Genomic DNA, 15,311 nt, shown 5'->3' with positions numbered 1-15,311 from the left:
AAATAATTCTTTAACCTTCTTTCTGTTTTAATGAAGATTTTCTAATAATCAGTTGGGGTGTCAACACCACGTTTTTGGTTATTTTAGTGTCCTCAGTATTGCTTACTTCTTCCAAAAAAACCTGAGCGGCGGTTCTTCCCATTTCCAGCGGAAATTGATCAACAGTTGTAATGGTAGTAAGTTCCATAAATCTGGTAAAGGGTTCATTGGAAAAACCTACTACGCAAATATCCTCGGGAATATTAAGTCCACTTTCCTTAATTTCCTGAATAGCTCCCAAAGCAGCGAAATCGCTGGAAGAAAATATAGCGTCTGGTGGAGTTTTCATATCCAAAAGATGGCGGGCAGCTCTTCTGCCATCAAGAACGTTACTCTGTGTTTCAATAACCAAGCTTTCATCAAAATCAATTCCATTATCAGCCAAGGCCTGCTTATAACCTAAATATCTATTCCTAAATATTTCAAAATTCCGATCGTTGGATAGGTGTGCTATACGCTTACAACCTTGGTCCAACAAATGTTTGGTAGCATCGTAACCACCTTTAAAATCATCAATGGTTACAGAACTGATACCTTTTATATCCTTCTTCCTATCAAAAAAGACCAAAGGCGTTTTTTTATTTTTTAGAAGTTTGTTAAACCCCTTATTTTCTTCCAGATTGGCATTGGAAATAGACATTAATATGCCATCCACCTGCACATTTACAAGCGAATTTATTTTTTCGTTTTCTATATGTTCCTGGTTGTGGGTCTGACAGATTATTACGTGGTAACCCTTAGGGTACAATTCTTCTTCAATACCACGTATAACCGATGAAAAGAAATTACTATCTATCCTTGGAACAATAACGCCTACATTATAACTCTTACCGCTTTTAAGGGCCAAAGCCAACTTGTTCTGCTCATAATTCATTTCCAAGGCAGTCTCCAGAACCAGCTTGCGAGTATTTACACTTATTTTGGTATTGTTGTTCAGGGCCCTGGAAACGGTTGCAGCAGTGAGACCAAGTTTTGTCGCTATGTCGTATATGGTCGTTTTCTTTTTCATGAATTATCTAACTTGGTTCTTAAACAATATCACTATTGTCAGCTATTAATTGGGAACAAACTTAGTCCTAAACAGGCATAAAATTAAAGGAAATAAATGCAATAGGTGCGCATTCCTTTTCCCGTCTTCTATTGGACAAGGCCTTCCTTTTAAAGAGCGTTTAGGTATAACCTTGGCAAGATATACTATTTTAACCATTAGATTGTAATCGATTGCAATTTAAGCTGAAGGTGTAATTTGGGAGCCATGATTAAGGAGCTTTAGGTACAATTGTCTATCCTTAACCCTTACTTCAAGTACTTTTCTACAAAATCTTCCTTAAAGGCGCGCCCAATAGGTACATACGTTTCCTTGTCAAAAATGATACGCTTTCCAGATACCTTCACAATTTGCCGTGTATTCACGATATAGGATTTATGTACCTGGGCAAACTGGTCCAATGGTAGGGTCTGCAACCAATACCTTAAGGAATGGGAGGTCAGATGTTTTTTTTCAGTGGTGAAAATTTCGGTATAGTCCGCTTCGGATTGGATATAAAAAATATCTGCAACTGCAATTTTAAGATGCTCGTAGCCCGACTTTATAAAAATCACCTCTGGAACTGTCTTCCTTTCCAAATCCCTTTCCGCGGTAGATCTTTGTAAATTAGGTGCAGGAACTTTGGAAACGGCCATTACGAAGCGTTCAAAAGAAAATGGTTTTAACAGGTAATCCGTCACTTGATATTCATAACTTTCAAGTGCGTATTCTGAAAAGGCCGTGGTTAATATCACATGAGGTTTCTTGTTCAAAGTCTTTAAAAAATCCATTCCCGAAATCTTGGGCAAATGGATATCCAAAAAAATAAGGTCTACCTCTTCCGCTTTTAGATAATCCATGGCCTTGAGGGCATCCGCGAAAGTAGCCTTGAGCTCCAAACTCTTCATTTCACCTATATACTTTTGTAGTACACGCTGTGCGGGCGGTTGGTCCTCTATGATTATGCAACGGATCATGCGCTTCCCTTATTAAGATCAATGTTCAACTTAACAGAATACGTGGTATCTGTTTCCTCAATTGATAAACTATGGGCTCCAGGATAAATAAGCCCTAGACGCTTTTTAACGTTCTGAAGACCTATGCCATGGGAAAGATCGTCAGTATTGGTTTCACGCCGAAAGGAATTGGAGCATTCAAATTGTAATAGGCCATTTTCAGATACTTGGATATCTACGCTGATAAAAATATCTTCTGATTGACTAGCGGTACTGTGCTTAAAGGAATTTTCCACAAATACGGTCAATATTAGCGGCGCAATTCGGTATCCGGACCCTATAATATCTGTTTTAAAATCTACGGTTCCCCTATTTTCAATCTGCAATTCACTTAATTGGGTATAGTTTTTTAAGTGTTCTATTTCCTTGGATAGCGGCACATACTTCTCCTTGCAATCGTACAACATATACCGCAATACCGAGGATAGTTCCAAAATAATGGTAGGTGTCTTAGGGGAATTATCAATGGCGTATGAGTAAAGATTGTTCAAATTATTGAACAAAAAATGTGGGTTAATCTGCGATTTTAAAAATTGTAGTTCATTTTCCTGTGCCGACATTTTTAACTTTTCTACTTCACTTTGGGAACTTATGGCATCCCAAGCAAACTTAAATCCCGACAAAATTCCAATTACCGGCAAAACATCGAAAACGGCATAATAAATCCCAGGAACAATTCTTGCTCTTTTGGTTCCTGGATAAAAAACCAGTTCCAAAAGCTCTTCGGCCCAAATCACACCAAACAACACCAAAACCACCAATCCCAAAAACTGCCAATATTTTTTTCGGTATAAAAATCTGGGCATTAGGAAGTAGGTAATAAAAGCGGCAAAAACGGTATAGACCAAAAAGAAAACCAGTTGGGCAAAGGTAATCCCCGGATTGTTCTTGTCGAAGGAATAGAAAAGCAGCACCAGGATATGGAGCACGACTTGAAAGAACAGTTCCTTCCTGGAAATCATGGCTTTTTTCATAATCCAAATCTAAGCTATTGCTCCCATTTCAAAAAATAGTGCTACGTCAACGGCAAAATTAAACCCCCAAACGGCGTATGCCCTACATAAAAACTACCCGCTGTCGTTCAATGGAATACTTTTGTCGTTCACAGAAAATACCCCTCTCATCTCGGTAAAAAAATGAATCTTTGTAATTCTTACAATTAAAATTAATAAAGGAAGCCATGAAAAAAATTTTGGTACAATTGTTAATCGCTACTTCATTCATACTCTATTGCCCTGTTGCCATGGCACAGGTAACCATAAAGGGAACTGTGGTGGAGGAATCCAGCGGACAGCCTATTGCCTATGCAACGGTAATGGTCGGCGATAACGAAACCAAAAAACCAATAGATGGCACTACCACTATGGATGATGGCAGTTTTAGCTTGGAGACCGATGCGTCCGACTATTATATAGAGGTAAGTTTTCTAGGTTTCCGGACCAAAACATTTGGACCGCCACCAACACAGGGTAAAACTATAGATTTAGGGAAGGTTGCCCTTACAGAGGATGCAGAACAACTACAGGAAGTAGTGGTACAGGGCGAGGTTTCACGTACCGAATTTAAATTGGACAAACGAGTATTCAACGTAGGCAAAGATCTTAGTACTACTGGGGCAAGTGCCTTGGAAGTTTTAAACAATGTTCCATCCGTTAACGTTAACATTGAAGGTCGCATTAGTCTGAGGGGGAGCCAGGGAGTTCAGATTCTCATCAACGGAAAGCCATCCATCATTGCTAGTGAAGAAGGAAATGCCCTGGGAACTATTACGGCAGATATGATTGAAAAGATTGAGGTAATGACCAACCCTTCAGCCAAATATGATGCCGAAGGGACTTCAGGTATAATCAATATCGTTTTAAAAAAGGAGGAGCGCAAAGGACTCAATGGCTCCATCTCGGTGAATACTGGGGCGCCTGATAGCCATAGTGTTGGGGTAAGCCTAAACAGAAGAACAGAGAATTTTAACCTGTTCACGCAATTGGGAATAGGCCTTAGGGATATGCCCAACGACCTTGAAACCAGAAACGTAGATTTGGAAAACAACACCACCATTCTTAGTAATGGTACCGAGTACCGAAATGAAACCTATTATAATATAGTCCTTGGAACCGATTATCACATTAATGACAACAACGTACTAACTCTCTCAGGCAACTTTGCCATGGAAATAGAGGAACAACCCTCCAACACCAGTTTTGTGGCCTTAGACTCCAACAATACCATTAGCTCAGAATGGGAGCGAACCGAAGTTACAGACGCAAAAAATCCTAAATTTCAGTATGAACTACAGTATAAAAAGGATTTCGAGAACCATGAGGACCATACCCTGCTTTTTAGTGGCTTAGGAAATTTCTTTGGGAAGGACCAATCCTCCGAATTCTTGAATACCACCATTTCCGGGGATGACAATGATAGCAGACAGCAGACTAGAACAGATTTTAAAGAAGCTATATTTACCTTTAAACTGGATTATACCAATCCTATAACTGACGAGTGGACCTTGGAAACAGGGGCGCAATATGTCATGAACGACGTAAGCAATGATTATGAGGTAAATAATTTCACCGACGGTGCCTTTGTTAACGACCCCGGTCTGACCAACGTCTTTGAATTCGATCAAAAAGTGCTAGGCCTATACGGTACCGGTTCATATGAAGGAAAAAAATGGGGCATAAAGGGAGGCTTACGCTTGGAACAGACCGATCAGAATACCTTGCTTGTTACTACAAGCTCGACTAACGATCAAAACTACGGTAATTTTTTTCCCAGTCTTCACAGCTCCTATAAATTTAGCGACAAGGTTTCCGTTCAAGCTGGTTACTCCAAACGTATTTACCGACCAAGAATGTGGGATTTGAATCCCTTTTTCAATATCCGAAACAATTATAGCGTACGCCAGGGTAATCCCGACCTACAGCCCGAATTTACCGATTCCTATGAAATTACCAGTATTTACCTTTTAGGTCCTGCCAGTATAAATTTTGGGGTGTACCACCGCTATACCACAGACGTAATAGAGCGTATTACTACCTTCGAAAACAACGTTAGCACCACCAAGCCAGAGAATATTGGAACCAATAAAGCTACTGGAATAGAATTCAATGCGAAGTATAGTCCTGCCAAATGGCTAACCTTGAACGGGGATTTTAATTATAATCAATTTCAAAGGGATGGCATCTTCGAGACCACGGTTTTCGATTTTAGCAACCAACAATGGACTTCCAAATTAATGACAAAAATTAAACTTCCTTCCGATTTCGATTTGGAAATGACAGGCAACTATCAGTCCAGTTACCAAACGGTACAAAGTGACGTTAGTGATATGCTGTTTATGGATATGGGGCTTCGAAAAAATATAATGAAAGGCAAGGCCGTCCTCAATTTAAGCGTAAGGGACCTATTCGCCTCTAGGGTGGACGAGAGCCAAATTGCCCAGGCCAATTACGAGGTTTACAATCGCCGTCAAAGAGGCACATTTGTGGCCCTTGGCTTTAGCTATGGCTTCGGTAAGGGAGAGGCCATGCAGTATTCCGGACAACGTAGAAGGTAAACAAAGTCCTCGTATGGGCTAACAAAAAAATCCAACCTAGTTGAATAGGTTGGATTTTTTTGTTTGGATCGTCAGGAACTAATTTGGTATAATGCCCCAGTTCCCAATGAGCACTAACCAATTTTTAGTGGGAGCCCTATCCCTATTACTCCATTTCGAAACGCTCTAGGTAGACGACTCCTTTTTTGCCCTTAAGGGAAATACCCCATCCCGGAATTTCTTTGACCTGGTTGCCATCCTCCAAATGTGGGCGATAAAGGCCTGGAGCTATTGGAATTTTCTTTAGATTTTCTTCTATTGGGGAAAAGTTAATTCCATCCTTGGCCCAATGTATGGATTTACTCAGTGATGCCAGGGAAGCAATCCCACCATTTTGGTTCCAGATCAATACTTCATGTCCTCTATCGATCAAGGGTTCGGGGTGCTTTTTATAAGGTCCCTCTGGTTGGTCGGCCAAAGCGACCCCCATTTTTGTGAGCCCGGGCCCTTTTTTTCCATGAACAATAGAGCGACCCTTGTAATACAACCAAATTTTATCATCCTTTACCAACAAACTGGCATCATCTATCCGGTAACTATCAAAATCCTCGGGTACCTCACTAACTTCCAAAATCGGATTGTTTTTGACCCTAACGAAAGGACCTTCCGGGCTATCGGCAACTGCCAGGCCAATGGCGGTAAAGTCGTTCGTTGAATTATTTTCAAACTCCTTTTTTGCATTACCTGGGGTAGGTTTTACACCCGTGTAATACAAATAATATTTTCCCTTATGGGCCAATATATTGGGGGTAAAAACAGAGTGGCTGTCAAATTCGCCCTGCTGTCCAACATCCAAGGCCATGCCCTGCTCCTCCCAGGTACGCCCCTCATCCTTTGAGGTAGCATACCAAATGGTTGCCCAATACCCTGCCGTTGTTGGTCTATCCATTCGAGAATACCACACATAATAGGTGTCCCCTACATTTATAACATCACTATTGTCCCGTCTGTTGTACAGACTGTCTATTCCTATGCCCGGAATCTCCTGATAGGTAAATGTGGTAGTCGCTGCCTGTGATTGACTTGCAACTTCTTCTACTTCTTTTGGTTTCTCCTCGATTTTGGATTTACAGCTTGTCAAAAATAGTATTGATAATGCCATACAAACATTTATTACATTCAGGGGTTTTTTAACTGATTTTTGCATAAGTTTTCTTGTTATGAATTTTTCTTTAAAATGGTAGTACGGACGCCGGCGGAAGCGGCACTTTATTGTTTTTTCGCCAAGTTATTAGTTCATTCAACAATTGGGAAGCTATTTCAGGATTATTTTCCGCCAAATTATGAGCTTCCTTTAAATCTTTTTCCAAGTTGTACAATTCTACCTTACCATCGTTTAAATACTGGATCAGCTTCCATTTGTCCTTTCTGATTATGGAACAGGGCGGATTTTTATAGGTACTTGCCACATGCCAAAATAGCGCCCGCTCTTTAAATGCAGCTTTTTTCAACAAAGGCAGCAAACTTTCCCCATCAAGTTTTCCCTCATAACCCTTCACCTGGGCCAACTCTAAAAATGTGGGAAAATAGTCCATTCCGCATATCGGGGTTTCTGAAACCCCGGCCTCAACATAACCTTTCCAATTTACAAAAGCAGGTACCCGTATGCCGCCTTCGTAAATAGTTCCTTTGGCACCGCGCAAGGTATTTGTGCCGCTCTGCAAACCGTTAAATCCGTTATCGGAAGTGAATATCACTATGGTATTTTCCCTCAACCCCTCCTGATCCAAATAATCAAAAATGCGCTCCACATTTTCATCTATAGAGGCTATCATTGTGGCGTAGCCGGCAATTTCTTCACGGTTATTTTCTCCTTGACCTGTTATGGAATCAGCCGCTTTATCCATAAATTTCTGAAACGACTCCTTGTTTCTTGGCACTGTAGGGCGATGTGGTGCATAATAGTGAAGGTTCACCAAAAAGGGTTGCTGTTTATTGCGTTCAATAAAATTGATGGCCTCATCGGTCAACCGGTCGGTCAACCATTCATCATTGTCCCTGTCCCCAATAAAAGGATTCTTGAAAGGGGCCTTATAACCACCGCTTTTAGATTTATAGCCTTCCGTATACCCGCGGGCAGGATCGCCCCACCAGGTGCCTCCTACGTTCTCATGAAACCCCTTTCCCAAAGGATAGTATTTTTGAATATCGATGGATAAGTGGTCTGCCAACCAATCCAAGTTTCCGTTGGCAGGTTGCTTTAAGGGTTTTTCAAATGGATAATCTGTTTCCTCTTCTGGATTGGGACCTACCACATGCCATTTTCCCAGGTGGATGGATCGGTAACCTGCATTTTTTAAAGGTTCTGAATACATGGTATGTTCCAGGTCAACCGTCCAACGCGAAAATATATTGTGTTGGTTATCCCCTTTCTCCAGTACCGGCACATTGTATATTCCCGTCCTAAACGACTGTTTACCCGTTAACAAAGCTGCCCGTGAAGGGGAACAGGTGGGGTACATATAGGCATTGCTAAAGACAAGGCTTTCCCCTGCCAGCTGATCCAGATTGGGGGTTTCAAACCAATTACTCCCCATAAAGCCCACATCTTGCCACCCTAGGTCATCTGCCATGATGAAAATAATGTTCGGCCTTTTTTCTGACTTACAGGAAGACAGTATCCAACAACCGAGAACGACCGCTATCGCCTTTTTAATGATTCCCATCCAAATCTACCTTTTTGGTCCCTTTCAACGCCTTATTCGCATCCGTTTGTATGGCATTGGGAGCGTGTTGTACACTATTTGTTGCTATTTCAAAGGACCAGGCATATTTACTTTTTCCCAAGTCTGCAGGGCATATAATCTCCAAGCCTTCAGACGTTATGCTCCATTTAACCTCAGCCTCGGATCCTAGAAGTTTAACCGACTTCACTTCATTCTCTGCCCATCCTTTGGTAGCTTCAATAACTATAGAATTCACTGGTTTTTCCAATGCAATTGCAAAGAGCTTTGTTCCCTTGGTAGTAAAAGCAAGATTTCCCTTTTCCTGTTCATTTACCTTCCAATAGCGGGTTCCATAAATGGCCTCCCCATTTATTTCCAGCCACCTACCCATTTCGTTCAGTCGCTCCAATTGCTCCTCTGGAATAGTGCCATCAGCCTTGGGTCCGATATTTACCAAAAAGTTACCATTTCTGGAAATTACCTCTACCATCTCCTTAATAACGTCTTCTACGGTCTTGTAAGTGTCGTTTTCCAAATATCCAAAGGAGGTACCAAAGGTGGTACAGCTCTGCCATTTTGGGCCAATTACGTCCAGTTTAAGGTTGTCCTTTTCCAAACAGCCTACCCCATCGGGCCAGTTTCTATTGCCTCCCTTGTTGTTAACATAGACTTCCTGCCCCCTTTCCACTCCATTATTCATAAAATCGGTGATCATAAGACGACACTGGTCATAGAGATATTGGATTACTGGCTTAAATTCCTGGGGGTTTTTTCGAGTATCGTTCCCATCCCTGGTAAAAATAGGAATATCGTCTATCCATAAAAAGTCGGGTTGGTATTTCTCCTGAATTTCTTTCCACCGAGCTACATATTCATCCACGGCCTCTTTACTGAAACCAAACGGTCCATAGAGTGATTCCGCCTCCGGAACACGCTTAATTTCCTCAAGGATATCTGGCCGTGCCTCTGCGTCTACCACGTACTTTTCGGTGGTAAAAAAGCTGGTATGTCTTTCCCTATGATAGGATGGAGCATATTTTAAACCTTGTTTCTTAACCGCTTTTCCCAAATCACCTACGATATCCCTTTTGGGCCCCATGTCCATGGCATTCCAAGGCGTAAGGTCCGAATCCCAGTTGGCCCAGCCGTCATGATGCTCTGCTGTTAATACCACGTATTTTGCACCGACCTCGGCAAAGAGTTTAGCCCAGTCGTCAGGATTCCAATTTTCAGCTTTAAACTCGGGAATAATATCCTTGTAACCAAACTCCGGAGGTGCGGCACCCCAACGCTCTCTTAAATAGTTATAATAATATGTTGAATCTTCGTATATAAGTTTAGGAACGTGTTCTGCATACCCTCTTCCTTCTTTACGGTGACCGATAACACTGTATGGCCCCCAATGAATAAAGATTCCTATTTTCCCGTCATTGAACCAATCGGGTACTGGCATTTTTTGAAGGGATTCCCAACTACCGTCATAAGGTAATTTTACAGTAGTTTCTTTCTTTTTTTCTGAATTGCAGGACACCAATAATAATGTTGTAATGGCAAATAAGATTGAATTTTTAATTCTCATTTTTTATCTATTTGGATTTACTTATACGCGGTTTCAAAATCTTGACCTACTATCTTTAAAAGGATGTTTATTTTGTTGGCCGTATCCACATACAATGTCCGCCTCCCGGTGCCATTACGGCCTTAATAACATCTCCTTTTTTAACTTTGCCGTTCCTAACCTGGTAAGCTTCTGGATTGGTCTTACAATGGGTTTCACTAGTGTCTTCATAAAAGGTGATATCGTATTCTTTATCGGCCTCCAAAAAGTCGAGATCAATGTCCAGAGTTCCTCCCTGTTGGTTATAAACGCTTCCAATAAACCATTCTTTACCGTGGCGCCTTGCCGTTGTAATATATTCGCCTATTTTGGAATGCAGGATCTTGCTCTCGTCCCATTTCCCAACAGGCAATTTTTGAATAAATTCGAAAAGATCGGCCTTGGCTTCATACGCTTCCGGGGCATCTGGGATACAGACCAAACCACTGAAAATGATAAGCGTTCTAGCTGCTTCGGAGGTCACGGTTGAAAAATAAGTATTTGTTTCCCGTGGGCCTTTTTGTCGTAGCCCACTGTTGATCCCCGTTAGATCAAAATTGCCGTTGTTCATATCCAAAGGACCGGTGATGGCGTTTATCAGTGCCATTTTAATGAACGACTCGGGGGTAAAGGCCCTACGTGAATCTTGCTGGGCATGGCAGTATTCCCGAGTAATGGCATTAGGGTAGGTACGTCGTATTCCTGTAAAAGGTACCGGACTGTCATGGAAATCGATCAGCAACTCACTTGCTGCACTTTTCTGAATGGCCTCCCTGGTAAAATCCACATTACTGCCCATAAATCCGTATTTGATGCCTTTCATTCCCAAAGACTGGTAATAAGGAAAAAGTTCATCATCCCCATATTCTCCATGCCTCCTGTCATAATACAACATTAGATCTACCTCCTTTTCCGCGGCATAATCGATTACCTTTTTCAGGTCCAGTTTATCAGAAAGCTCAAAATGCCCTTTGGTTACCTCCTTATACCAGGAATCATCGATAAGAAAATAGTCGATTCCCTTTTCAGCGGCAAAGTCGATGAAACGGAAATAGCTTTCGGTATTAATGCCATACACAAACCCATCAGGAGCGGTGTAACCATGAACCCGCCAATCCCACAAGGTCTTTCCGGGCTTTATCCAATCCGTATTATCAAGTTTGGACGGACTTGCCAAATTGATGGGCACTGTGTTCACCACAAGGTCGCCAGCCGATTTCCCAAAAAGAATTACCCGCCAAGGACTGGTCCATTCCTTTTCACTTAATACTACTTTGTTAATTGATGCAATTTTTCCTTCCATCCCCCCAACATCAAGATGCATGGGATCCATACCATTGGCCACATAAAGATCCGACTCCAATAATGCCATAAAGGATTGGTCTGTAGATTCAACCACTAAAGGCACACTAATTTTTTTCTTTTTAGGACCTTTGTCCTGTAAATAATCGGTGAGTCCTTTATAATCCACGGGGCCCAATGGTTCACTTTCGCCTGCTGGTGTAAAATAATTACTTCCGTTGGGCAAATTGTAAGTGCATTTAAAAATGGCCTCCTTTGGTTTCTCGCCTTCGTTGAGGACAAATCTAAAAGCAACTCCTTCATTATACGCCCTGGCCAACAATTTTCCCTCTACTCCATCGATATTTAGATCCAATTGAAGTTCTTTATAATGGTCACGGATGCTGCTTTGCTGCCCCCAAACAGGATTCCAGCTATCGTCTTTTTCAATTTCTGTGGCATTCAAGATAGTCACCTTCGCGTTTGGTACTATTTCCAATTCCGAAGTCCCGACAAGTTCTACACCTTGAGAGCCAACCTGATAATTCAACTTATTATCAACAAGTTGTATCTCTATAGAACGATTACCATCTGGAGAAGTAAGGTTGATATTATCCAGGGATTTTTGGCAAGATACCAACGCTGTCAGCAAGGCAATAAAAAAGAACATTCTTCGCACTATCATTATAATTTTAATTTATACATTTTTAATCTTTGGTCACCATACTGCCCCACCAGTTGTTGTTGGGATCAAAATCATTGGATAACATTTCCATCCGTTGTTTTTCCAGTGCAGGCATCTTTTCATATTCCATTTTGTGCAAAAACTCCCTGGCCTTTTCTTCTGAATATTCAGGATCGGGCTTTGCGTATTTGGCCCCCACCTCTTTTAGATAGTCGAACAACTCCTTATTCAGCTCTTGTACCTTATCAGGATAGTCCGCCGCAACATCCGTTGTCTCACCAAGGTCTTTAGACAGGTTATAGAGTTCTTTTCTTCCATCCTCATAGTAATGAATAAGTTTCCAGTTGCCCCTACGAATAATGGAAGAAGGTTCCCCCCCTTGGTTACCGTAGTGCGGGAAGTGCCAGATAAGGGCACGCTCGGCCAATGATTCCCCTTTAAACAAAGGGAGAAGGCTAATGCCATCACTATGTTGTTTTGGAAGCTGTTGTGCACCTGCCAACTCCAAGAATGTGGGATAAAAATCTGTTCCGGAAACGGGATAGTCAATTCTATCACCTCCCTTGGAGAGACCGGGAATTTTGATAAAATAGGGTTCCCTTATACCGCCCTCAAACTGGTATCCCTTACCAGCCCGCAAGGGTTTGTTAGTGGTAGAAAAATTATCCCCCGCTGCCACCCCTCCATTGTCGGACGTAAACACAATAATGGTATTTTCCTCAAGCCCCAACTCTTCGAGTGCTGAAAGCACCTGCCCAACAGCCTCATCCATTTGCTCTACCAAGCCAGCATAAATTGGGTTGTCCTGCACCTGGTGAATGGGCAAAAATTTTCCCATGCTATAGGCGCTTTCCGCCACTCCTTGTTGCACTGCCTTGTCCCGGTATTTCTTCCATTTTTCCTGAGTGGTCTGAATGGGCGAATGCACTGCATAAAAGGAAAGATAGGCAAAAAAGGGTTTTCCGGTTTTCTGAGGATTATTTTCTTGAATGAATTTCACCGTTTCCTTGGCAAGGCGATGCGAGAGGTTCTCCCCATCCTTCAGGTTTTCCAAATTCGGATTTTCATAGGGAGAAAAATAACCTCCCCTTGGCCCTCCGGACGTCCAGCCGCCTACGTTGATATCAAATCCATGATCTTCGGGCCAGGAACCCTTGTCCCCCAAATGCCATTTTCCGGCAAAAAAAGTTTTATAACCGTGCTGTTTCAACGCTTCGGGCATGGTAATATACTCCTTGGGCAGGTTATGGGTATATTCTGCAGGAAGCAGTTTTGTAAAGCGATTCCTTTTTCGCCAAGCTTCACCGGAAGGGGACCCAATATGTACCGTAATATCGTGTCTAGCAGTAAATTTACCGGACATTATACTTGCCCGTGAGGGACTACAGACCCTACTGGCGGCATACCCATTGGTAAAAATAGTTCCTTGATCTGCTATCCTGTCTATGTTGGGTGTTTCATAGTAGGTACTGCCCATACAACTCAGGTCTGTATAGCCCAAATCATCGGCAAGGATGAAAACAATATTGGGTTGACCCTTACTTTCCTGTTTTTGACAGGAAACAGTGAATACCAAAAGAAAGGAGAGAATGGATATATAAAACCTTCGCATGGACTTGTGTAGTTTGAATAGTTGAAAATTTAATTTATAATACCTTCTATTTGCTCCCAACCTTCCATACCATCATTTTCCTGTTTGGCTCCAAGCGTACTCCTCCCATCGAGAATGATTTTTTTTAGGGCCGACTTAAGCTCTGCCGCCTTCTCCGGGAATTGGGCTATCAAATTTTTTGTTTCCCCAATATCGGCCGCCAAATTGTATAGCTGCATAGCGGGCAAATCCAGTTTCTCTTGTTTTATATCCTGTGGCCTTGGGTAGCTCCAACCTCCGGAACCGGGACAAATACTCAACTTCCAAGAGCCCTGTCTGATGGCAAAAGATCCATTTATGGAATGATGTACGGTATATTCACGTATTTCCTCATCCTTTTTCCCTTGTATAAGAGACAGCATACTATAACTATCCTCCGCCTCGGTATCTTTAATTTTATACCCCGTCAATTCTGCGCAAGTGGCAAAAAAATCGGTGGTACAGATAATTTTGTCCGTACTTGTATTTTTTGGAGCCTTATTAGGCCATTCTACTATAAAAGGTACATGATGCCCTCCTTCAAAGATATCGGCTTTGGTTCCCCTAAAAGCATAGCTGGGATCATGGTCTACTTTGGCAAGCTCTTCAAAATCGGCCTTTGGAGAACAGCCATTGTCACTGGTAAACACCAAGAGAGTATTTTCGGATATGCCCTGTTTTTTAAGGGCGGCCCTTATTTGGCCTACCACATCATCTACCTGCATTACAAAATCGCCGTACATATTGGTATTGCTCTTGCCCAAAAATTCCGTGGTTGGTAAAATGGGTGTGTGTGGTGCGGGCAATGGGAAATATAAGAAGAACGGGGATTTGCCCTTGGCCTTTTCATCGATATATTTAACGGCCTTGTCCGTCAGATCCTGAAGCACGGTAGCATGAACAAAATCGTCTGAAGTAGGTCCTTTTCTCCAAATGCCTTTTTCATCGACCGATACGGTGGTCTTGGTCGGCACCATAGTAGGCATATCGTTCTCCACATATACATAGGGCGCCATATCAAGGGAGCCACAAAAACCAAAGGAATAGTCGAACCCATGGGTAGCTGGGCCATTTTTAACGGGAGAGGCAAAGTTCACCTCTGGGTTTGCATTAAGTTTATTATGCTCTAAGTTGGGATTCTTATCCTGAATATCCCAGTCCCAGCCCAAGTGCCATTTGCCTACGTAGGCTGTATTGTAGCCCTGTGTTTTAAGCATTTCGGCAATGGTGGTACGTTCTTGTTTTATCAAGGATTTTGAATAACCGCTTAGCACAAAGCTCTTCAAGGAGGTTCTCCAATTATATCGCCCAGTCAATATGCCGTAGCGAGTTGGAGAACATACCGCCGATGAAGTATGGGCATCGGTAAACTTAACCCCATTGGCCGCCATAGCGTCCAAGTTTGGGGTGGCAATTTTACCTTCGGGGTTAAAAGCTTTAACATCGCCATAACCCAGGTCATCTGCAAGGATGTAGATGATATTGGGGTTTTGGGCTGCTCTTTTTTCTGTCGTTGCTTTATTCCTTTGGGCATGGACGGAGAGTTGGGAGAAAACGAACAGTATTGTAATAAAATTGAATACTTTTTTCATAAGTGAAATACTTTAGATGTTGTTTAATTTGCTTTTAGGAATCCCTAGACTTTTTCTAAAAAAATCATTTTTAAATTTTTTAAAATTAGACAAAGGATATTGATACTGCCACTAGTAAAAGCACCTCTTGTGGTACTTTTTTTGCATGAACGAATGATTTTAAAGGCTTAATAGTTAAAATATTCA

10 protein-coding genes are annotated in these 15,311 nt (G+C 42.0%); 1 reads left to right on the top strand and 9 read right to left on the bottom strand.

Annotation, left to right across the window (positions count from 1 at the left end; genetic code table 11):
• Nucleotides 1-10 precede the first annotated feature (10 nt).
• The 3 genes from MWU82_RS01270 to MWU82_RS01260 all read right to left on the bottom strand — a co-directional run bounded on the left by MWU82_RS01270 (nt 11) and on the right by MWU82_RS01260 (nt 3,056).
• The gene (locus MWU82_RS01270) at nt 11-1,048 is read right to left on the bottom strand and encodes a LacI family DNA-binding transcriptional regulator (RefSeq protein WP_215947776.1); all 1,038 of its coding nucleotides are present in this window, start codon (nt 1,046-1,048) and stop codon (nt 11-13) included.
• Nucleotides 1,049-1,335: 287 nt separating this feature from the next.
• Nucleotides 1,336-2,043 (bottom strand): LytTR family DNA-binding domain-containing protein, encoded by a 708-nt coding sequence (locus MWU82_RS01265; protein ID WP_215947775.1) that lies wholly within the window; start codon nt 2,041-2,043, stop codon nt 1,336-1,338.
• On the bottom strand, nt 2,040-3,056 hold the full coding sequence (locus MWU82_RS01260) for a histidine kinase (RefSeq protein ID WP_247094943.1): 1,017 nt from the start codon (nt 3,054-3,056) through the stop codon (nt 2,040-2,042). The genes MWU82_RS01265 and MWU82_RS01260 overlap by 4 nt, the downstream gene beginning before the upstream one ends.
• Nucleotides 3,057-3,262: 206 nt before the next feature.
• Here MWU82_RS01260 and MWU82_RS01255 point away from each other — a divergent pair, with 206 nt between their 5' ends.
• A complete protein-coding gene (locus MWU82_RS01255) occupies nt 3,263-5,635 on the top strand; it encodes an outer membrane beta-barrel family protein (protein ID WP_247094942.1) in 2,373 nt (790 codons plus the stop codon).
• A gap of 145 nt (nt 5,636-5,780) precedes the next feature.
• Here the strand turns inward: MWU82_RS01255 and MWU82_RS01250 are convergent, their stop codons facing one another.
• The 6 genes from MWU82_RS01250 to MWU82_RS01225 form a co-directional block, all read right to left on the bottom strand.
• On the bottom strand, nt 5,781-6,776 hold the full coding sequence (locus MWU82_RS01250) for a family 43 glycosylhydrolase (protein ID WP_215947773.1): 996 nt from the start codon (nt 6,774-6,776) through the stop codon (nt 5,781-5,783).
• 70 nt (nt 6,777-6,846) lie between these two features.
• Entirely contained in the window at nt 6,847-8,340 is a 1,494-nt protein-coding gene (locus MWU82_RS01245; protein ID WP_247094941.1) for a sulfatase, read from the bottom strand.
• Nucleotides 8,327-9,919: an alpha-L-fucosidase gene (locus tag MWU82_RS01240; RefSeq protein ID WP_247094940.1), complete on the bottom strand. Its 1,593-nt coding sequence runs from the start codon at nt 9,917-9,919 to the stop codon at nt 8,327-8,329. Before MWU82_RS01240 ends, MWU82_RS01245 begins: the two co-directional genes overlap by 14 nt.
• A gap of 67 nt (nt 9,920-9,986) precedes the next feature.
• Entirely contained in the window at nt 9,987-11,903 is a 1,917-nt protein-coding gene (locus MWU82_RS01235; protein WP_247094939.1) for a glycoside hydrolase family 97 protein, read from the bottom strand.
• 22 nt (nt 11,904-11,925) lie between these two features.
• A complete protein-coding gene (locus MWU82_RS01230) occupies nt 11,926-13,515 on the bottom strand; it encodes a sulfatase (RefSeq protein ID WP_247094938.1) in 1,590 nt (529 codons plus the stop codon).
• 29 nt (nt 13,516-13,544) lie between these two features.
• The gene (locus tag MWU82_RS01225; protein WP_247094937.1) at nt 13,545-15,125 is read right to left on the bottom strand and encodes an arylsulfatase; all 1,581 of its coding nucleotides are present in this window, start codon (nt 15,123-15,125) and stop codon (nt 13,545-13,547) included.
• Nucleotides 15,126-15,311 lie beyond the last annotated feature (186 nt).

It is taken from the genome of Arenibacter sp. S6351L, from assembly GCF_023016025.1.
Taxonomy (GTDB): Bacteria; Bacteroidota; Bacteroidia; order Flavobacteriales; family Flavobacteriaceae; genus Arenibacter; species Arenibacter algicola_B.
The sequence above is the reverse complement of the archived record's forward strand: the minus strand, read 5'-3'. Positions and strand labels throughout refer to the sequence as shown.

Excerpts from the sequence above, each read along its gene's own strand:
- MWU82_RS01270 (WP_215947776.1), bottom strand. The coding sequence starts at position 1,048 with ATGAAAAAGAAAACGACCATATACGACATAGCGACAAAACTTGGTCTC.
- MWU82_RS01265 (WP_215947775.1), bottom strand. The coding sequence starts at position 2,043 with ATGATCCGTTGCATAATCATAGAGGACCAACCGCCCGCACAGCGTGTA.
- MWU82_RS01260 (WP_247094943.1), bottom strand. The coding sequence starts at position 3,056 with ATGAAAAAAGCCATGATTTCCAGGAAGGAACTGTTCTTTCAAGTCGTG.
- MWU82_RS01255 (WP_247094942.1), top strand. The coding sequence starts at position 3,263 with ATGAAAAAAATTTTGGTACAATTGTTAATCGCTACTTCATTCATACTC.
- MWU82_RS01250 (WP_215947773.1), bottom strand. The coding sequence starts at position 6,776 with ATGGCATTATCAATACTATTTTTGACAAGCTGTAAATCCAAAATCGAG.
- MWU82_RS01245 (WP_247094941.1), bottom strand. The coding sequence starts at position 8,340 with ATGGGAATCATTAAAAAGGCGATAGCGGTCGTTCTCGGTTGTTGGATA.
- MWU82_RS01240 (WP_247094940.1), bottom strand. The coding sequence starts at position 9,919 with ATGAGAATTAAAAATTCAATCTTATTTGCCATTACAACATTATTATTG.
- MWU82_RS01235 (WP_247094939.1), bottom strand. The coding sequence starts at position 11,903 with ATGATAGTGCGAAGAATGTTCTTTTTTATTGCCTTGCTGACAGCGTTG.
- MWU82_RS01230 (WP_247094938.1), bottom strand. The coding sequence starts at position 13,515 with ATGCGAAGGTTTTATATATCCATTCTCTCCTTTCTTTTGGTATTCACT.
- MWU82_RS01225 (WP_247094937.1), bottom strand. The coding sequence starts at position 15,125 with ATGAAAAAAGTATTCAATTTTATTACAATACTGTTCGTTTTCTCCCAA.